At 57.3% G+C, this 19043-nt stretch carries 18 protein-coding genes and 2 pseudogenes; 15 read left to right on the top strand and 5 right to left on the bottom strand.

Annotation, left to right across the window (positions count from 1 at the left end):
- Window positions 1-211: 211 nt before the first annotated feature.
- A pseudogene (locus tag art_RS23035) lies at window positions 212-447 on the bottom strand (integrase core domain-containing protein); the annotation flags it as partial.
- Between the two features lie 293 nt (window positions 448-740).
- Between art_RS23035 and art_RS16125 the strand changes: the two are divergent.
- Together art_RS16125 and art_RS16120 are read left to right on the top strand one after the other, a co-directional pair.
- The gene (locus art_RS16125; protein ID WP_038466463.1) at window positions 741-2492 is read left to right on the top strand and encodes a DUF6119 family protein; all 1752 of its coding nucleotides are present in this window, start codon (window positions 741-743) and stop codon (window positions 2490-2492) included.
- 344 nt (window positions 2493-2836) lie between these two features.
- On the top strand, window positions 2837-3724 hold the full coding sequence (locus art_RS16120) for an oxygenase MpaB family protein (protein ID WP_052136991.1): 888 nt from the start codon (window positions 2837-2839) through the stop codon (window positions 3722-3724).
- Window positions 3725-3813: 89 nt separating this feature from the next.
- On the opposite strand, the gene art_RS16115 is transcribed toward art_RS16120, so the two are convergent.
- Window positions 3814-5022 (bottom strand): AGE family epimerase/isomerase, encoded by a 1209-nt coding sequence (locus art_RS16115; RefSeq protein WP_052136657.1) that lies wholly within the window; start codon window positions 5020-5022, stop codon window positions 3814-3816.
- A gap of 273 nt (window positions 5023-5295) precedes the next feature.
- Window positions 5296-6306, bottom strand: coding sequence for a LacI family DNA-binding transcriptional regulator (locus art_RS16110; RefSeq protein ID WP_253901607.1), 1011 nt, complete (start codon window positions 6304-6306; stop codon window positions 5296-5298).
- 329 nt (window positions 6307-6635) lie between these two features.
- Here art_RS16110 and art_RS16105 point away from each other — a divergent pair, with 329 nt between their 5' ends.
- From art_RS16105 to art_RS16050, 12 genes are all read left to right on the top strand, one after another.
- Window positions 6636-7346 (top strand): nucleoside/nucleotide kinase family protein, encoded by a 711-nt coding sequence (locus tag art_RS16105; protein WP_253901382.1) that lies wholly within the window; start codon window positions 6636-6638, stop codon window positions 7344-7346.
- A gap of 97 nt (window positions 7347-7443) precedes the next feature.
- The gene (locus tag art_RS16100) at window positions 7444-8208 is read left to right on the top strand and encodes an ATP-binding cassette domain-containing protein (protein WP_038466456.1); all 765 of its coding nucleotides are present in this window, start codon (window positions 7444-7446) and stop codon (window positions 8206-8208) included.
- Window positions 8205-9290, top strand: a complete 1086-nt coding sequence (locus art_RS16095; RefSeq protein WP_038466453.1) for an ABC transporter permease — start codon at window positions 8205-8207, stop codon at window positions 9288-9290. The genes art_RS16100 and art_RS16095 overlap by 4 nt, the downstream gene beginning before the upstream one ends.
- Before the next feature lie 44 nt (window positions 9291-9334).
- Complete coding sequence (locus art_RS16090) at window positions 9335-10315, top strand: ABC transporter substrate-binding protein (protein WP_038466450.1); 981 nt, start codon at window positions 9335-9337, stop codon at window positions 10313-10315.
- Window positions 10316-10400: 85 nt separating this feature from the next.
- Window positions 10401-11885, top strand: coding sequence for a mannitol dehydrogenase family protein (locus art_RS16085; protein ID WP_038466447.1), 1485 nt, complete (start codon window positions 10401-10403; stop codon window positions 11883-11885).
- A 35-nt stretch (window positions 11886-11920) separates the two neighbouring features.
- Entirely contained in the window at window positions 11921-12649 is a 729-nt protein-coding gene (locus art_RS16080) for an SDR family oxidoreductase (RefSeq protein WP_038466444.1), read from the top strand.
- 59 nt (window positions 12650-12708) lie between these two features.
- Entirely contained in the window at window positions 12709-13293 is a 585-nt protein-coding gene (locus art_RS16075) for an ATP-binding protein (protein WP_038466441.1), read from the top strand.
- A 167-nt stretch (window positions 13294-13460) separates the two neighbouring features.
- Window positions 13461-14360, top strand: coding sequence for a tagatose-bisphosphate aldolase (locus art_RS16070; RefSeq protein ID WP_038466438.1), 900 nt, complete (start codon window positions 13461-13463; stop codon window positions 14358-14360).
- 207 nt (window positions 14361-14567) lie between these two features.
- Window positions 14568-15080 carry a hypothetical protein gene (locus art_RS16065; protein ID WP_038466435.1) on the top strand — a complete coding sequence of 171 codons (513 nt, stop codon included), beginning with the start codon at window positions 14568-14570 and terminating at the stop codon, window positions 15078-15080.
- A gap of 187 nt (window positions 15081-15267) precedes the next feature.
- The gene (locus art_RS21180) at window positions 15268-15744 is read left to right on the top strand and encodes a hypothetical protein (protein WP_052136655.1); all 477 of its coding nucleotides are present in this window, start codon (window positions 15268-15270) and stop codon (window positions 15742-15744) included.
- On the top strand, window positions 15744-16712 hold the full coding sequence (locus art_RS16055) for a hypothetical protein (RefSeq protein ID WP_038466432.1): 969 nt from the start codon (window positions 15744-15746) through the stop codon (window positions 16710-16712). The genes art_RS21180 and art_RS16055 overlap by 1 nt, the downstream gene beginning before the upstream one ends.
- A 127-nt stretch (window positions 16713-16839) precedes the next feature.
- Entirely contained in the window at window positions 16840-17898 is a 1059-nt protein-coding gene (locus tag art_RS16050; RefSeq protein WP_157875305.1) for a DUF4192 domain-containing protein, read from the top strand.
- 127 nt (window positions 17899-18025) lie between these two features.
- Here art_RS16050 and art_RS23030 read toward each other — a convergent pair whose 3' ends face one another.
- Window positions 18026-18286: a helicase associated domain-containing protein gene (locus tag art_RS23030; RefSeq protein ID WP_253901380.1), complete on the bottom strand. Its 261-nt coding sequence runs from the start codon at window positions 18284-18286 to the stop codon at window positions 18026-18028.
- Window positions 18287-18595 (bottom strand): annotated as a pseudogene (locus art_RS23365) (Helicase associated domain protein); the annotation flags it as partial.
- 178 nt (window positions 18596-18773) lie between these two features.
- Here art_RS23365 and art_RS22545 point away from each other — a divergent pair.
- Window positions 18774-18959 carry a hypothetical protein gene (locus tag art_RS22545; RefSeq protein ID WP_038466426.1) on the top strand — a complete coding sequence of 62 codons (186 nt, stop codon included), beginning with the start codon at window positions 18774-18776 and terminating at the stop codon, window positions 18957-18959.
- The last annotated feature ends 84 nt before the right edge of the window (window positions 18960-19043 follow it).

The raw sequence follows: 19043 nt of genomic DNA, 5'->3' as shown, positions 1-19043 counted from the left end.
CGGCCTTCGTCCTCAACACGTCGGCGGAAGCGAGACGTAGACGTGAGACGCCCATGGAGTGCGGTCTAAACTGCATCCCACGGGTTTTTGTTCGGCCGTCAAATTTCTGAGACAGTTTGATTGATTCTTCTCACGCTGCTGCTTTTTCGGTTTGATCTTGGTTCTGGTATTCGGCCAGGGCTCTTGCTGGTGGCAGCTCCTGGTTGTTGGCATGGGGCCGGCGCCGGTTGTACCAGGACTCGATGTATTCCATGACGGCGGTCCGTGCCGCCATGTGGTTGGCGAAGTCGCGTGGTGGTACATCTCGGTCTTCAGGTGCGAGAAGAACGACTCCGCGACCGCGTTATCCCGGCAGACCCCGACCTCGCCCATGGACTGGCTGACGTTGTTGCCGGCACACCATTTCTGGAAGTCACCGGAGGTGTACTGCGCACCCCTGTCTGAATTAGGACACTGAAAAAACCGGCGTCGGCAAGCCGAACTTCCATGATTCCTGCCTGTCATGTCGTTGACGAAGTCGAGGTGGCGCTACGCCGCCACCGGGTGGTCGGGCGAATGCCCTATTGGTGGCACTGGGCATCTGCTATAGAAAAGCGAATAGAAAACCCACACGTTCCGTATCAAAAAGGCTCTAAGCCGCCGGTGATAGCACTCGCACTGGGACTACCCCACGGGAGGTAATCTGCGCCGACCTACGAACACCTGGGCTATGATAGCGCGAAGGGGGCATTGATTCGACAATGGACGATCACAAGGTTTCTCGCAAGACAAGTCACGAGTCTCGCATGACGCTGTATCGGCTGACTGGGCTAAGAAATCTTAAGGACGCAATCCGCGAGAAATATCTTGAATCCGAAGGCTTTACCGAACAGAGCATTACCGTGGGTGATCGAGCTGCACTCCTCATCACCGGAAAGACAGATGAAAAAGACCCCGGGTGGAGCAAGGTACTCGCCGGAATCAGCGGCAAGCCCATAGTCCTAAAAAACTCCGTGACCGCTGCCGCCCTCATTATCGAAGACAGCAGGGGCCCTGAGCCATCCACTACTGATCCCCACGCCCATGTCGGTTCCGATGAGAACCAAGAACTCACAGCGTGGGCGCTAACCTTTGGCATGGGGTTTCAACTGCTTGATCAGCGTCACGTTGACAACGGTTTCGGTCAGCGAATAGCTGTCCGTTGCGCAGATCCCTTAGGGCTGAACTCCATCAGCAAGACGACGCTCGATGAGCGTCCTCGTATCGAGCGATCAACCATTCCTTCGGGTGCGCCTCTGCGAAGCTTCGGTTTCCAAGACCTGGGCGACCTTGCCACGCGTCTCGTCGTCGACGGACGAGTCGATGGGATCGGAACTACAACCAGAGCTGTTAAAATTCGCGGTGCAGATGCATTGAGCCTGCCCTTGTCTAAGGATGCTGACCGCCTCATACGCGACCTCGACCAGATCAAGGCTGCCTTGGCCAAGAAGCCTGCTACTGAAGAACTGGCTGCGCTCGAACAACTTGCGCAAGTGAAAGACAAAGACAAAATTGCAGAACTCGATGCAAAACTTCTGGAAGCCATCGGTGCAGACGATAGCCCGCTACTGACACTGTCCTTCCCTCACGAGCTGATTGACGAGTATGGATCCGTCGGAGCATACAAACTTTTGGGTACTCGCGAACGTAAGGCGCGCGACTACCTACCGACGCTTCAAGACATACTCGAACCCGTTAGAGAAGTTGTTGGAGTCGAGCGGCTACAGAAACTCGATCGCCTGGCAGTTCTTCTTTTCGAAAACGCCGATGATGACGCTCCGAGTAGTCCGAAAATCCCGGCCAAGAAGTGGCTCGCGTTCCAGACTGAACTGAAGGAAAGAAGATTCTTCCTCCACAACGGTCGTTGGTTTCTAATGGACCGTGCATATGCCGAAGTTGTAAAACGTCGAACCCGCACAATTTTCGACCGCGGTCCCTACCTAAGTGAGCTGCCCGATTGGGAGTTGGTAGAGGTTCCCGGCGACGAAAAGGAACAGAAGAAGCGAAATGCGGAGCTCAGTTATAACCAGAAGCTAGCGCAGTCGCTCGGCGGCCTGTGTCTTGATCAGAAGCTCGTCAGAAGTGAAATCCACAAGCACGGAATCGAAGCTTGCGACGTACTCCTCAATGATGGAACGTTCATCCACGTCAAGCATGTAGATGCTTCTTCCCCAGCCAGTCATCTGCTGGCTCAAGCGCTTGTATCGACGGAGGTTCTCACCTACGACAAAACCGCACAAAGCAACCTCGCTGCGCGGATCTCAGAACAGGGAGGCGCCCCCGACAAGTTCCAGCTCAAGCCTTCACGAGTTGTGATCGTAATGGCACGTGAAGGAAGACTTCTAGACGCGGACTCGCTCTTCACATTCACGCAGGTGAACCTATCTCGGCAGGTCGCCCAGCTCGAGCAGCAACACGTCGACGTATTCATCGCACCAATCTTGCGTACTCGCCAATTGGTTTCCAAAGAATGAACCTGTTGAAGTAAGTCGTGTAGACCACGGCCCTCGGTTTTTGTCTGGGTCAGGCAAGATGTACTGAACCGTGCCAGGTTTCATACCGCTCACGGACAAGAGTTCAGTATTGTTGTGCGCATCGTATTAGACACACCTACGAGCCTCCCGTCTCCCAATGAGTTTTGACGAATAGGGCTGAGGAACACGCGCCGGAGATTTCACGAGCGCTATATAGGAGTCGCGTCGTTGTCTAGTCAGCCGTCCGCTTGGAGTTCTAGGATGAAAGAACCCACTTCTTCTGCCGGCGGCCGCCAGTACAGGGAGACGTAGGTGACATCAGCGACGGGAGGTTTCCAGTGCACATGAACCCCAGCCTCACGGCGTCCGCCCGCCACCAGTCGGCGGCCGCCGCTGCAAATTGGGAAGCCACCTACCGCCAGATGGTCCTGTACGACCTCGCCGCTGACATCGAGCTCGGCTTCTTCCTCGCCTACTACCGCAACTTCGCCGTCCCCACCATCGCAGCAACGCTGCATCACAACGGCGAAATCATCGAACGCCCCATGAAACGCTCCTACGACACCGCCATCGTTACCTACGAGCTCGTCACCTGCGGCTCAAACAGCGACCGCGGCCGCCACATGATCCGCCTGCTCAACCATGCCCACCGCCACGTCCCCGGCAGCCAGGACGACTTCCTCTACGTCCTCCTCACCCTCCTCGTCGTCCCCATCCGCTGGGCCCGCACACATGCCTGGCAGGCACCAACACCGGCGGAGGAAACCGCAGCAACCCGTTTCTGCCAGGAACTCGGCATCCGCATGAACATCGCCGGCATCCCCGCAACATTCCCGGACGCAGAGAAGTTCTTCGACAGTTACGAGCGCAACAACATCGCCTACTCCCCCGCTGGCGCCCAGCTGATGGCCAGCACCCTCCAAGTCCTGAAGTCCAGGCTTCCTACCGCCGCCAGGCCGCTGACGAGGCCAATGCTCTCCGCCATGTTCGACGACGACCGCCTCACCGATGCCCTCGGCCTACCCCGCGCGACCCAGCTGAGCAAAGCACTCCTCAACCCCGCCTTGCGTACACGTAACGCCATCCACCGCCGACGGCCGCTGAGCACAATGCCGCATTTCGTCCCGGGGCAAGCAGGTTCCAGCCTCCACCCCAACGGCTACCGCCTCGATGACATCGGACCGGAATACATCATGACACCAGCAAGCCAGCCAGGAGGCGAGCCTTCGTGAGGCTAGTCGCGACCCACCTATGCTCCAACAAAATCCCGGTGCGGGACGCCCAAACGACGCCCGCCCCTTACGCAAGTTGGATCCGGCGATTACCCTGAAATATTCTTTGCCCCCATGGTGGCGCGAACGGTACTCTCAGCTACAGGTAGCGTAGGCAATAGAACGGCTTGGAGAATATGATAGATGTCCGGTTTTCCGGACCATATCGTGTAGCTCGGCTCATTGTCCGAGGTGAGAAGGTGGTGCCAGCTGCCGTGTACCGAGTCAACGAAATACTTCCGCGCATGAGCAGTCCATGCCTGCAGTTGCTCCGCGTATATCGGGTTTCCAGTCAGGTTCGACCATGTAGCCGCAGCGGAAATCGCTTCCGTGACCACCCAGTGCGGGCGATCCTGAATAACAGGCTTCCCATTCCAATCAACGGTGTAAACGAAACCGTTCCCATCCCATCCGTATTTCACCGCAGTTTCGTATAGCCCGGCAGCAGCTTCGCGCAGCCAAACTGGCGCCAGGCTAAAGGTTGACTCGAGCTGGAGCAGCAGACGACTCCATTCAAACAAATGCCCAATCGTCATACCGTAGGGCCTAAATTCATCCCGTGGATCATCTATATTGAAGTCAGGAAGTGGCTGCCAGTCATGTGCGTAGTGTTCATTAAGCCACCAATTCGACGAGCGTGCCCGGACTTTGATGAATGTCTCTGCGATCTGGAGTGCGCGATCGCGCCATTCTATTTTTCGTGTGTAGCCGTACAGCGCGAGCATCGCTTCGAGTCCATGCATATTGACGTTCGCTCCCCAGTAGAGCTCACTCTCGATGAACTTTCGGTCCCACGATTCGACGAGTGCGCCGTTATCTTCTGACCAGAATCGCGTTTCAAGTGTAAGTGAAACCTGTATCACTAGCTCGTCTGCGCCCGATATTCCCGCAGTGGCAGCGGAAGCCGCCGCCAATGCAACGAAACAAGTTTCGTACGCGCCCTTCCGTTGCAACGAGTGAGGTTCGCCCAGTGACGCGAAATAGCCGCCATGCGTCTGATCCCAGAATGGACCCGATAAGCAATCAATGCCATGCGCAGCGAGACGGTTCGCATTCGGCTCACCGAGTAGCGCAGCGACGCTGAAGGCATAGGTCATTCTGGCAGTCATAAAACATGATGTCTCACGGTCGTTATCTACAGTCCCAAAACGATCAAGGTACCCAAATCCTTCAGAGACTTTCGAGGCAGTGGCGAACTCAATCAGTTCCCTGAGCTCTTTACGAGTGGTTCTATTGAGCTGGCCGTCTGTAGAGGGCATGTTGGCCTTTCACGATGCTTGGCACTAGCCAGATTGGTAGAAAGAACAGGCCTCAGCCTGGCAAGAAAGATATCCTCAATTGGCTCCGGGTTGGCGGGGAACCAAACAGCTAAAACATTGGCCGCTAACTGCATTTGCCCGACCGGAGGCTCGGATTACAGAGGGTCATAAATTGAACTATTTTGACATCAAGGAAGCCCGAGCTGGCCTTCCGTTTTATGGCTCGGGCACCAACTGTTCAGGAATCGTGCCCAAAATAGCCCCTAGGAGACGTCATTGCAGGCCTACCACTGAACGCAATACGGGGACCGACTGGCATGACTGCCGTTCAATGAGCTTGACTGGCAGTACATTCTTCCTGCGAAACCTCTTGTTTGGTGTCGCAATCCGGGCGAGGATTCGCTCAGCGGCAACTCGTCCGATGTGTCGCGGATCTTGGTCTATGACGGACACTGACGGTTGGAGAACGTCAGCCATCGGAAAGTCACCAAAACTGATCAAGGCAATGTCGGTTCTATCGAGTGCCTGCAACGCGGGGAAGACTCCGATAGAAAACCTCGCATTGGATGAGAATATCGCGGTGGGTGGATCACGTAGTTCCAAGATGGTCTTGCAGACCTGGGCGGCTGCGTCCGCATCACGCGACCCGAGGGCAATGAGTTCCTCGCTGGTTCCCAATCCCGCGCTGTTGAGTGCGGCCGTGTAGCCTTCAAGGCGCAACCTCGTGGTCGGAACTTCCACTGAGTCCCCAACGATAGCGATGCGGCGGTGGCCGTGTTGGATAAGGTGATGTGTCGCTTCGAAAGCTCCCCCAAAGTCGTCTTCGACGAAGTAATCGACGTTGAGCTTTGCGGGTGCACGGTCAATACACACAATCGGGAAACTGTCCTGCCAGCGAGCGAGATAGGCCTGATCTCCAGAAATTGGGGCAATAATGAGTCCGCCGATTTGATGGCGGATAGTCGTCTCAATGATGCTTTGTTCCAGTGATGGGTCGTCGCCCAAGCTCGTTACAACAATCGCCATGTCGTGTTCGCGTGCCGCGAACTCAATCCCTTTCGCAACCGCTGCAAAGAATGGGTCAGCGACGTCAGGCACCGCGATGCCGATAACAGCAGACTTTCCTTCGCGGAACGTGCGTGCCAGCATGTTTGGCACATATTTGAGCTCGCGCATGGCCGACTGCACCCTCTCCCGCGTGTCGTCGGTGACGTGCGGATCATCATTGAAGACCCTCGACACCGTCTTGGCGCTCACCCCGGCGCGTGTAGCCACATCCTGCATGGTCGTCACTGTTCGACTCCTTAAAGTTCATCATCAGGAAAAATATTCGCACGCCAGCGCGCATGTCACCGGTGTCAACTGCTCACATACTCCATCCTGCCCGATCACCCAAGTAACTTCAAGCAATAATGACATCGATGACATGAAATATTTCAAACTCCTTGACATCGATGACATGGAACACTTAGATTGCTGTAAGGCAGGTCACACCAAGGCCCTGAGGAACAGGATTCGGGGCCATCTTGAGGCTTAGCTGAATTGATCTAGGCAGCCAACTAGAGGTGAAGCGGTACTTGTTCTTCGCCGAGGCTAGACCAACGGAGAAAATTATGATGAAGAGCACCAAAGAGCACATCCCGGCTTCACCCACGGGAGTCGAGCAGTTGAGCTGCAGTACAGCCGACTTGGTAGAGCGTGCCCGCGGTCTCGCCACAGCAGGCAAAGACCGATACGTTCTTGGGATTGTTGGCGCCCCTGGCGCTGGAAAATCGACGCTCGTTCGTGCCATTACTGAGGCCTTAGACGGCCAGGCGGTCGCTATCGGCATGGATGCTTTTCATTTGGCCAACCAAGTCCTTGCTGTACAAGGATCACGAAACCGCAAGGGCGCCCCGGACACCTTCGATCCGTGGGGCTATGCCAACTTGCTTCAGCGGCTCAGATCCAACCGGGAGCCGATCGTTTACGCACCGAAATTCGAACGAAGCCTTGAGGAATCAATTGGAAGCGCCATTCCGGTTCCTCGCCAAGTCCCACTGGTCATCACAGAAGGGAACTACATCCTCGTGGATGCGGATGGCTGGAGACAATGCCGGGAACAAATCGACGAAGTCTGGTATCTAGACATCGACGATGACGTGCGGAGGCTCAGATTGGTCCGACGCCACGAAGAATTCGGGAAACGCCACAACGAAGCAGTTGCATGGGCGACGGGCAGCGACCAGCACAATGCCGAAACAGTTCAAGCAACCCGCGAGTACGCAGATTTGATAGTCGCGCTAGTCGGTTCGCAGGGCCTAGCACCATCTGCACACACCTGAACAAAAGGAATCCAGAAGTGACAACACAACGAAGTGTCCCCGGCAGAAGAATCGGGAATGCAAAAAACGTCCCAGACCAGCTGACAGGAGTCATGACATGACACCAATCCCAATTCTTCAAGCCCGCGGGCTGACCCGCAGTTTCGGCAACGTACGCGCACTGGATGGAGTCGACTTTGAAGTCAACGCTGGCGAGGTCGTTGCTCTCATCGGTGATAACGGCGCGGGAAAATCCACTCTTGTAAAAGCCCTCTCGGGAAACCTTGCGTTGAATTCAGGTCAGATCCTGTTCGCAGGCGGCGAGGTGGAGCTCACTTCACCAACGCAGGCCAGCAGACTAGGCATAGAAACCGTCTATCAAGATCTGGCACTTGCTCCACATCTCAACGCGGCCCAAAACATGTTCCTTGGCCGAGAGATTCCAAAGGCCGGACTCCAAGGTCGCTTGGGCTTCATGGACAACAAGACTATGCGTGCGAAGTCGCGTCAGGCATTCGATGACCTAGGCGCCACGGTTCGGAGCCTGTCCGATCCAGTCGGATCCATGTCTGGTGGTCAAAAGCAAGCAATTGCCATTGCGCGCGCCGTGGCTTGGGCCAAGGGCGTCATATTCCTCGACGAACCGACAGCCGCCTTGGGCGTAGTCCAGACCAAGAATGTACTCGAGACCATACGCCGCGTACGAGACAAAGGTGTCGGCGTCGTATTCATCAGCCACTCGATGCCGCACGTGATAGACGTCGCCGACCGGGTTCAGGTTCTCCGGCTTGGTCGCCGTGTAGCCACATATGAAGCCAAGAAAACAACCGTGGAAGAACTAGTCGGTGCAATGACCGGCGCACTTGATGGAGCTCAGGCATGACGACAACCAAGACCACCCGGCCGACCGCTGCAATCGACAACTTGCAGCCCCGTACATCCCTCCTGCGCCACATCCTGCAGGTCCAGTCATTCCAAATTCTTCTTGTACTGCTGGCCATATTCTTGGTCTTCACAGCCCTGGCGCCTGAAGTCTTCGCTACCTGGGGGAATGTCCGACAGATCATTCAAAACGTCTCCATCCTAGGTGTCTTAGGCATCGGCGCGACATTCGTCATCGTCACCTCAGGTATCGATTTGTCGGTAGGTTCCAATCTCGTTTTTTCCGGAGTAGTCGCAGCCAAGGTCATGCAGGCCATGGGTGACAACGGGTGGGGCACAGCGGTTGTCGGCATTTTGGTTTCAATTGGATGTGGACTCGGCTGGGGCCTTCTCAACGGCATTCTCATCGCAAAGGCCAAGGTCCCCCCGCTGATCGTCACTCTGGGAACATTGGGCGGTGCATTGGGACTCGCACAGGTAATCACTGGCGGCGTCGACATCAGGGACGTTCCGTCCGTTCTGCAAGACTCCATTGGCTACGGAAATGTCCCGGGCACAACTTGGCCAACGATTTCCCTCATTGCGTTGATATTTATCGTCATCTTCGGAGTGGTGCTGCACCGAACCCGATTCGGCCTCTACACATTCGCCGTCGGATCCAGTGAAGAATCTGCCCGCAGGGTCGGCGTGAAAGTGGATCGGCAGCTGATCTCCGTTTATGCCCTTTCCGGCGGCCTCGCCGGTGTCGCAGGCATACTTTCCCTATCTCAGTACGGGACAACCGCCATCGCAGGCCAATCCCAGACAAACCTCAATGTGATTGCGGCTGTGGTCATCGGCGGTACCTCGCTCTTCGGTGGTATCGGAACCATCTTCGGAACGGTCATAGGCCTGTTCATCCCGGCAGTGCTTCAGAACGGCTTCGTCATCGTCGGAATTCAACCATTCTGGCAGCAAGTCGCAGTAGGAGCAGTACTCATCACGGCAGTGTACGTCGACCAGCGGCGCCGCGCTGCTGCCGCCCGCGGCCACTCAGCCAAAACACAAGGCTGGAAGAAACTCTTCAGTCAACGTTCCCGCTAAACCTTCGTCACCCTATTCCATACAAGCAAATGAGGAGCTACACAATGAAGTTAACCCCCAAATTCGCCTTGATCGCAGCAGGTATTCTGGCCGCAACGTCTCTGACAGCATGCAGCGGAGGCACCGCAGCGACCGGTAACGCTGCCGACGCCCAGCCGAAGCTCGCGTTCATCCAGGGCGTTGCCGGTGACGAATTCTATGTCAGCATGAAGTGCGGTATCGACGCAGCTGCAAAGTCGGCGGGCGCATCAATCAACACCCAGGGGCCCGTGAAGTTCGATCCGACCCTACAAAAACCCATCGTTGATTCGGTAGCAGCGTCCCGTCCGGACGCCATAATCATCGCCCCCACTGATGTAGCCGCCATGCAAGCACCATTGAAAGCAGCCGCTGCAGCCGGCATCAAAGTAGTCCTCGTGGACACTACTGTGCAGGATCCCTCGTTTGCGTCGTCGGCAATCGCCTCCGACAACAGGGGAGGTGGGCTCGAAGCCTTTAAAGCAATCAAGAAGCTCAGCCCCGAGGGCGGCAAGGTTCTGGTGATCTCCACAGATCCTGGTGTCTCGACCGCTGATGCTCGGGTTGCGGGTTTCGAAGAAGGCGCGAAAGCTGACCCTTCATTCCAGTACCTCGGCGTGCAGTACAGCCACAACGACCCTGCCGAGGCAGCCAGATTGGTCTCCGCTGCTTTGGCCAAGGACTCGGACATTGTTGGGGTATTCGCTGCAAACACGTTCGCTGCGGAAGGGACCGCAACTGGCGTCCGCCAGGCTGGCAAGCAAAACCAAGTCAAAATCGTCGGTTTCGATGCTGGGCCGGCACAGGTCAAACAGCTCAAGGACGGCGTCGTCCAGGCACTGATCGCGCAGGAACCGGGTTCCATCGGTACTCAGGGTGTTGAACAAGCACTCAAGGCCATCAAGGGTGAACCGACAGAAAAGAAGATCCAAACCGGTTTCAAGCAGATCACGGCTGAGAATATCACCGGCGAGGGCGCCCAGTACATCTACAAGTCAACCTGTTAAACACCTACCCGATGGTGCTGCTGCCCAGCCCAACCAACTGGGCAGCAGCACCAGCCCCACCCTCCCGAGCGAAGAGAAAGATGATATGACGACGTTAAGCGAAGCCGCCCTTCCCAAAATCGCAAATAAGCTACCCACTCCCACATATCCTCGACGTGCGATCCGGACCGGAATCGTTCACTTTGGAGTCGGAGGATTCCACCGCTCTCACCAAGCCATGTTCATCGACCGACTGCTGAACCGTGGCAATTCCCTCGACTGGGGAATTTGTGGGGTCGGAGTCCTACCTTCCGACGTCCAGATGCGCGACGTACTCCATACCCAAGACGGCTTGTACACCCTGATCCTCAAAAGCCCGGACGGAGCCGAAGATGCCAGGATCATTGGCTCCATCACCGAATACCTGTTCGCTCCCGATGACCCAGCAGCAGTCATCCACAAATTGATGGATCCAGCCATTCGAATCGTGTCACTATCCGTGACTGAAGGCGGCTACAGCATCGACGACGCCACCGGAGAATTCGTACCTCAAACCAAGGACATAGTTCACGACCTGATTCCCAACAGTGTTCCGCAGTCAGTGTTCGGGCTAATTTGCGCAGCTTTATCCCAACGGCGTGAACTCGGTGCCAAGCCATTCACTGTCATGTCGTGCGACAACATGCAAGGCAACGGCAATATTGCCCGCAAGGCCTTGGTCTCTTTCGCCAAACTCAAAGACCCTGGACTGGCTGAATGGATCAACGAGCACGTCGCGTTCCCCAACTCCATGGTTGACCGTATTACCCCCGGCACCACTGACGCAGACCGGGAAGCAGTCATCGCATTTTATGGATTCACCGATGCCTGGCCCGTGGTTGCCGAACCCTTCGAACAATGGGTCTTGGAAGACAACTTCACCTCCGGTCGCCCGCCGCTGCAAGACGTAGGGGTTCAACTCGTGGAGCATGTTGAACCGTACGAGCTCATGAAACTGCGGCTACTCAACGCTAGCCACCAAGTCATGAGTTATCTCGGATACCTGGCTGGCCATCGATACGTCCATGAAGTTTGCGCCGATCCATTGTTCGCCAACTTCATTCTCGAGTATATGGAACGGGAGGCGTCACCAACGCTGCCGCCCGTACCTGGCATTGATCTTGATGCCTACCGCCAGGAACTGCTCCTTCGATTCACCAATACGGCCATTCGCGACACACTCGCCCGCCAAATGGTCGATGCGTCTGAACGCATCCCTAAATTCCTCCTTCCCGTTGTACGCGAGCAGCTCATCCTCGGAGGTCCTATCGGCTGTGCTGCCCTCGTGATTGCAGCATGGGCACAATTTCTAGAACTCGCAGACGAATACGAAGGAGACATCGAAATAACGGACCGTAGGTTCGTCGAACTCCGTTCCGCCGCGTGTGCAGACAAGGTTAGCCCCGGCGCATTCTTGCACCTGAATGCGGTCTTCGGTGACCTGAATACCAACGAACGGTTTGTAACTGCATATCGACGGGCACGCGAATCCCTCGAACACGCTGGCGTTCACACCGCAATTAGGCACCTAACCAAACATCGCAGCCACTAGACGCAACGAACTTCAAATCAACAGAAAGCAGCACCATGAACGACTTTAACGGCCGCACCATCCTCGTCACGGGAGCCAGCGGCGGCATCGGTTCCGCAACTGTCCGGCAGCTCATAGCGGCCGGAGCAAAGGTGATAGCCAGTGCGCGCAACCTCGAATCCTTGGCTGGGCTCTGCGACGAGACCGGCGCCCAACCCTTGGCCTTCGATCTGTCCAGTGAGGACAGCATCAAAGACGCCATTGAGGATCTAGATCTTTGGGGTGTTGTGAACTGTGCCGGCTTCGGCGGCGAAATCGCCACGCCGCAGGACACCGATATCAAAATCTTTGACCAGGTCATCAACATCAACGCCCGCGGCGCACTCCTGGTCATCAAATACGCCACCCCCTCCATGATCCGCGACGGCAACGGCGGTGCCATCGTCAACGTCTCCAGTCAGGCAAGCTTGGTGGCGCTCACCGGACACATCTCCTATGGTGCGTCCAAAGCAGCTCTAGACAGTATCACCCGGGTCGCCGCACTGGAATTGGGCAAACACAACATCCGAGTCAATAGCGTCAACCCGACTGTAGTCATGACTGACATGTCCAATTTCTACTGGGGGCGTCCCGAAATTGGTGCACCGTTCCTGGAGCAAATGCCGCTCGGACGCTGGGCAACTACCGATGAAGTCGCCGCACCCATCGTCTTCTTGCTGAGCGACGCCGCCTCCATGATCACCGGGGTCTCACTGCCCATCGACGGCGGATACTCCAGCCGCTGATCCCAGCGACCGCCCAAGGACGCACCCACCCTCCCCACCCAAAAAGAATGAGAATCAACATGACTGAAGAATGCTCCCCCGAGGCGATTATCGTCTGCGGAGTGCCCGCCAGTGGCAAAACAACGTTCGCCCAGGATCTTGCCCGCGAACTTCACTGGACCATTCTTGACCTCGATACCCTCACGAACCCGTTGTTTGAACACATGGGGGGCGAGTTTCTGGTCGATGTGCCGACGGCGGACCCGCCGGTGCGCGCGAGCGTGAACGATATCCGCTACACCTGCCTCTTCGATACAGCACGGGAGAATCTCAAACTGGGCAACAGCGTGATCGTTGTAGCTCCATTTACGTCGGAACGCACCTACCCTGCCGCATGGGGGAGACTCGTCGAACGCCTGGCCATCCCGGCCGCACAAGTGCACCTCGCGTGGATGGATACCCCTTCCGAAGAAGTAGCGAATCGCATGTACCTGCGCGGTGCTGCACGCGACCTCGCAAAAGTGAAGGAACCCACCCGATTCCTAACCCCCGAGGTAACTCGACCACCCGGTGTCGGACATCTCCGCATCGACGGCTTGCTCGCACCAAATGACCAGATCAACAGGTTCCTAGCGGACTTTGGAATACGGCAAGGCGTGCACTAGCTGGCCCTGGAACCCCATTCCTAACCCGTCTGGTCCAGATAAACCTGCGTCGCAGGAGAGATAACACGGTGGGAAGCATGGCACAACACTTCTTCAGCCCGCTTCGGCGCACCCTACACCGAAGCAAAAACCCCAATTACCAACACCATCCAAATTAGGAGCACCCAATGAACAAACTCACGACTCTCGAGCGCCGCGGCATGGCCGCTATCTCAACTGCCAGCGGAAAGATGCTCATCGTTGCAGCGGACCAGCGCAATGGTATGAAAGCCGTAATGCATGACGCACCAGACGGTCCGGGCTCTATCACCGCTGAACAGCTCTCGGACGCCAAAGTAGATCTCGTCCGGTATCTCGGAAACGCAGCACCCGCCATTCTGCTGGATCCCGAGGTTGCTCTACCGCGTGTGGCCGATGAAGGTGTCCTCGCACGCGACACCGCCCTTGTTGTCGGCCTGGATGCGTCGGGCTTCGACAAAGTTGATGGCCTCCAGTTCACGAATTTGGTTCCCGGGATGTCTCCGCGAAAGGTGCGCGATCTTGGCGGTGACGTCGCGAAGATGCTCTGGTACATGCGCCCTGACCGTCAAGATGCAGACTCACGGGTGGCGGACGGAATTCGTGAGCTCGTCACGGCTTGCTCTGAAGAGGGCCTGCTCCTCATCGTCGAGATCCTCGTCTACCGTCTCGAAGACGAGAGCGAGGAAGACTACGCTGCAGCCTTCCCTGGCCTCGTCGCCGACTCCGCGCGTCTGTCCGTCCTGTGTGGTGCCAAGGTCCTGAAACTGCAGTACCCGGGATCAGCTGAGGCAAGCGCCGCAGTCACCGAAGCGGCAGCTGGCGTGCCTTGGGCGGTTCTGTCAGCCGGCGTCGATCATGAGACGTTCATCAAACAGGTGGAGATTGCGGTGGCCAATGGTGCCAGCGGTGCCATGGCTGGTCGTTCACTGTGGAAGGACAGTCTCGCCGTCTCAGCGGACGTTCGCGAACAGCTACTGACCGAACGAGCGCTTCCTCGCCTGCACGAGCTCGAAGCAGTAGTTGAGGGCGCACTGGTCTCTTTGTAACAGGACAAGTCCCTACCGGATCTCCACTCGGAACTCGTGGTCCGGAAAATGGAATAGCCTACGGTATCGACAGCCGATGAAACGGGGAACCGGCTCGGCTGTCGATACCGTCCAGACCGGTGTGGTATCCCGGTTCGGCTCTGAGACTTGGTAATGATTCACCCTAGTCCAAACCCCCGTCAGCAACCGCCATGCGACAATGTCCACATGGTAGCTCGCATCTACGACCTTTCATCGTCATGGACATTTCCCAACACCCAGCAGGAAGTCTGGGACGTCATCGCTGACGCAGACATGTCTTGGCCCGATTGGTGGCCAGGCTGCACATTCGCGAAGCCACTTGTTCGGGCCCCGTATGCCTCTGACGCCAGCGATGCGGAGATCCTCACGGCCACCACCGCTGGCTTGAATTTCAAGGCAACCCTAGGTTACACACTAAAGGTGTCCTACCGCCCCACCCATGTTGACAGCCCAAACGAGATCACGTTTGACGCCGGCGGCGACCTGCACGGCGATGGTCGCGTCATGCTGAGGCCTCTCCCCCACGGCGGCACCCAAATGAAGATCGAGTGGAGGGTGCGACCCACCAGCCTATGGATGGCATTTCTGAGCCCGGTGGCAGCGCCTGCTTTCACCTACGCCCACCGGGTACTGATGCGCCGTGGCGAAGAGGGCCTCAGGCAACATCTCGCCCGGCAAGACAAAGGCAACCGCAAATAAAGTTGCGTCCCTCGCCTACCCAGCCGGCACTTGCGGATCTAGCATTTAGGGTAGAGCGATGACTCTCAGTCGCTGAGGAAGTCGATGGGTTCCGCACATGTTTATTCGCCAGCACCACAAAGAGCAAGTCAGCAGAAACGCGTCCCAAACGAAACTTGGCCAAAGACAAAAAGTTGAAGCGTCGCACATGAACCCCCGGCGGATCCGTCGCACAGCCCGCGACGCCATCCGAAAGCTTGACGTTGGAGAATATCCCGACCTACAAAGCATCCAGTCGTTGCTCGAAGCCAGGAGTGGCCTGCCAATCATCATCGGGGAAATGCCCACCCTCGACAGGCACGACCTCTGCGGCCTCTGGATTCACTGCGAAGACCGTGACTACGTCCTCCACGCACCGGAAATAAGTGTCTGGCACCGACAATTGATCATCCTGCACGAATTTTCCCACCTGATCCTAAACCACCAGTACTCTGCCGCTTCGCTCCTGCTCCCGCCGATACCTGGCATCCCCCAAATTCCGTTGATGATCCTCGGCCGCAGCAGCTTTGACAACGACACCGAAGCCACCGCCGAATACCTGGCCGACCTCCTGACCGCACGCATCCTCCGCCGCCCGCAGGCACCATCTGCCGACCCGTCTGGATTCAACAAGGTCTTCGGATAATGGACTACGTCCCAGCGGCAATGCTCTGGCTCCTCACCGCTGTCCGCCTTCCCACAGCCCTGGACAAGGAGCGCGCATCCGTCCTGCGCGCCACCTTCTTTGCCGCCATAGCCTGCACCCTCTTCATACCTTCCGTCTACGCTGCAACGGACCCCCTCCTCGGCGGGCACAACCATGTGGGCCTGGTCCTCATCCTGGCCATCCTGACCGGATTCTGGCAATTTCATACCGCCATGGTCTTGGCCACCTTCAATGATGAAGTACGACGGCGGCACCTCCTCAGATGGGGACGGTTGGCTGCCGCCGTTGCCGGGACGTGCGTCGTCACAGGATTTTCACTCAGCAAAGTGGACGTAACGAACAGGAACCTGCCGCTGGCCTACGGCGACCAGCCTGGCATGCAGCTATTCCTCTGGACGGGATCGGCATTCATTATTGGAGTCTGTGTTTCGGTCGCACGCACGTCTCTGCAGTTCTTTCCACAGATGCGCAGCCGCACCTTCCAGTCGGGCGTTGGATGCTTCGCCATCGGCTGCGTCTTCATGGTTTTAGCTCTTGCCAATCGGCTGACACTGGGCCTGATGGAAGAGAATTCCGGACAAGACAACCCGTTGGTCAGGGGGCTCAACTGGTCTTTTCCAGCCTTCGAAAGCCTGGCCGTAATTCTGGTCAGCATTGGGCTGATTCTGCCCAGGTTTCGCGAGTCCACACAGCGGCTGCAGCACAATATGCGCTCCCGCTGGTTCATGGTGCTGCTGATGAAGCTTTGGCTGCGCAGCACTATTGATCGAAAGTACTTGCTCCACAATCGCGCGACCCTCATATTGGACCCCCTCAGAAGCAATTCCGCTGTCCATCTGCACCGCTGTGTAGTTGAAGTTCGTGACTGCCAGTTTCGCGGGATGCCTTTGAACCCTCGCGAGTGCGTGCTTGTCAGCCAGGCAGAAGAACTCTTGCAAGGAGATTAGCGACAGCCGCGCTTCGAAGTCGGCCCAGCGGTGCCCGCGCGGCATAGTCCACGTCGCTTTCTCTCCCCCTCCCCATGAACTGGTGACAGGAGCTTCGGCTCATGACCCGTGAATGGTCGGAGGAATTGTGGAACGGCTCAGCATCAAGACTCCGGAAGACTTCATCAGCCTCATGGGGCATACCCTCGGCTACTGGCCAAAGGAAAGCCTGGTCTGCATCACTCTAGACGGCCGCCGCATTGGCTCGACCCTTCGGGTAGGACTTCCCAAAGCGGGAGCGGACACCACTAGGTATGTGCGCGACGCGGTCAAATACATTGCCAACGACCGCGAGGCAACCGGCGTCGTCTTCGGCATCTTCACACCTGTCCAGTGGGAACCCATGGACGACAGACCATACGAAGACGTCATGGAAGCCCTAACTGGGGAGCTCTCGCAGCACGGAATCACGGTCCGCGATGGTTGGTTGATCGGGGAAACGTCGTTCACAAACTACTTCCAGATTGTCCCTGATCCGCTGTCCCGCAGCCCCTTAGAAGGGATCAAAACGAGCCAACTCAACGTGGAACTGGTTTTCCGTGGCTCCAGCATCGAGCCCACCCCCGGGTTTCGTGTCCCCATTCTCGCTCGGCGGGATCTAAGTGAAGAGGTGTTAAAACACTGCCTTCGAATCGAGTCCATGACTCCACGGGCTGCCACCGCCAAGGCACGAATCTTGTGGGCTGGCTTGCTCGATGGTGCCACCCTACCAACGGATACACAGTCGGCAGAGTTGTTGGCAGACTTCAAATTTATCTCGGTGCGTGACCGGCTCTTGGCCGACATTCCTGGATTGGAGGACAGCCTTGGCGACTTGCTGCTCGGCCAAACGAAGCGGCCGCCTCAATGGCAACGCGTCGACCGTGCCCAGGAGCTCCTGCTCCATCTATACACCCGGGCCGATGGAACTGATGCCGCCCCCGTACTCACCAGTCTTGGCATCATCCAGTGGTGGGAGGGCAAAGGATCCCGCGCCCGCCAGTGCTTTCAGCACGCGCTGGAAGCCGACCCCAACTATCGGCTTGCCCAACTCAGCGACCAAATGGTCGGCGCCGGCATCCTTGCACCCTGGGCCATGGACAAGAACTCGGCGTTCCGGCCACCAATGAGTCGTGGTCCGCGGATCGAGGGAATGGGGATGGCGTAGGCGAAAAGTGGGGCTAACGTGCAGCATAAACCTGCGCGTTTGATATCCCACGAATCTCTTACTAAAAAGTCTCGTGCCCCAAGGCTGTTACCGAGTCCAGACAACAGGTGCGCTTTAGCGGCGCCAGCTACTCTCTACTGCGCCAGCCGGAGAAGGACGCGTCGAGTTCCTCGAGACGCCACGACAATAGCCGCCCCTCGGCGCGGGCTTGGTGTTGCGTGTGAAGCCAAACTCCCAAGACATGCTCATACTCCCCGCTGAACTTCTTATAGCGGGGCATCTGTCCAGTCTCAGCGACGAACACCACCAGCTCACAGAGGCGATCTCGCCAGTGGTCATCAAGGATTGTCCGTGGCGGAGTCGCATCCCAGTCAGGAATCATGTCCATCAGCGTAATTCTAATGGCCGGCAAAGCTCCGCGGCGATGCAAGGCGCGCTGGCTCCGGACCCAATTAACTAGATCGTGCTCGACTTCATCGCCGTCGACGGCGGGGAGCCTCCCATTCGACTTGTAGAAGTCTTGGACTTCCTTGTACCTACGCTGCCAGCGAGTGGGCGGCCAGTCTGGGCCGCGAGCCTCCCTGGCAGCGTCATGCACAGCGCGGAGGTCTTCACTGACCCTCTCTCGGAGCTGCAGGTGCCGGTGCACCGTGGAGCGAGCCCGGCCAGTGTAGTCTGCGATCTCCCGCACGGTCATTCCGGACGCGTACATGCGATCCCACGATGGGTGAAGCGAGAACGACTGAGACGCCATGCCCCTACTCTAGACGAGGGCACTGGCACTGGTCGTGACGATCATGGCCGCATTTTAGCAATTCCACACCGCTACTATCCTGGCCACCTTTAGCGATGAAGCACGACGGCGCCGCCGCCTCATGCGCGGATGCCTGGCTGCCGCCGCGGCTGGCACATGCGTCGTCGCCGGCTTCTTCAGTAGCCATGTCGAAGTCACCAACCAGAATCTGCCCCTGGCCTACGGCGATCAACCTGGCATGCAATTGTTCCTCTGGATTGGATCGGCATTCATCATCTGGGTATGCGCCGACGTCGCACTGAACTGACTGCGATTCCTGCCCAATATGCACAGCGGATCTTTCAAATCCGGGGTGGGATGTTTCGCGGCCGGGTGCATCTTCATGGCCCCG

The sequence above is a fragment of the Arthrobacter sp. PAMC 25486 genome, assembly GCF_000785535.1.
Lineage (GTDB): Bacteria > Actinomycetota > Actinomycetes > Actinomycetales > Micrococcaceae > Specibacter.
This window is presented reverse-complemented; position numbering and strand designations above follow the sequence as displayed.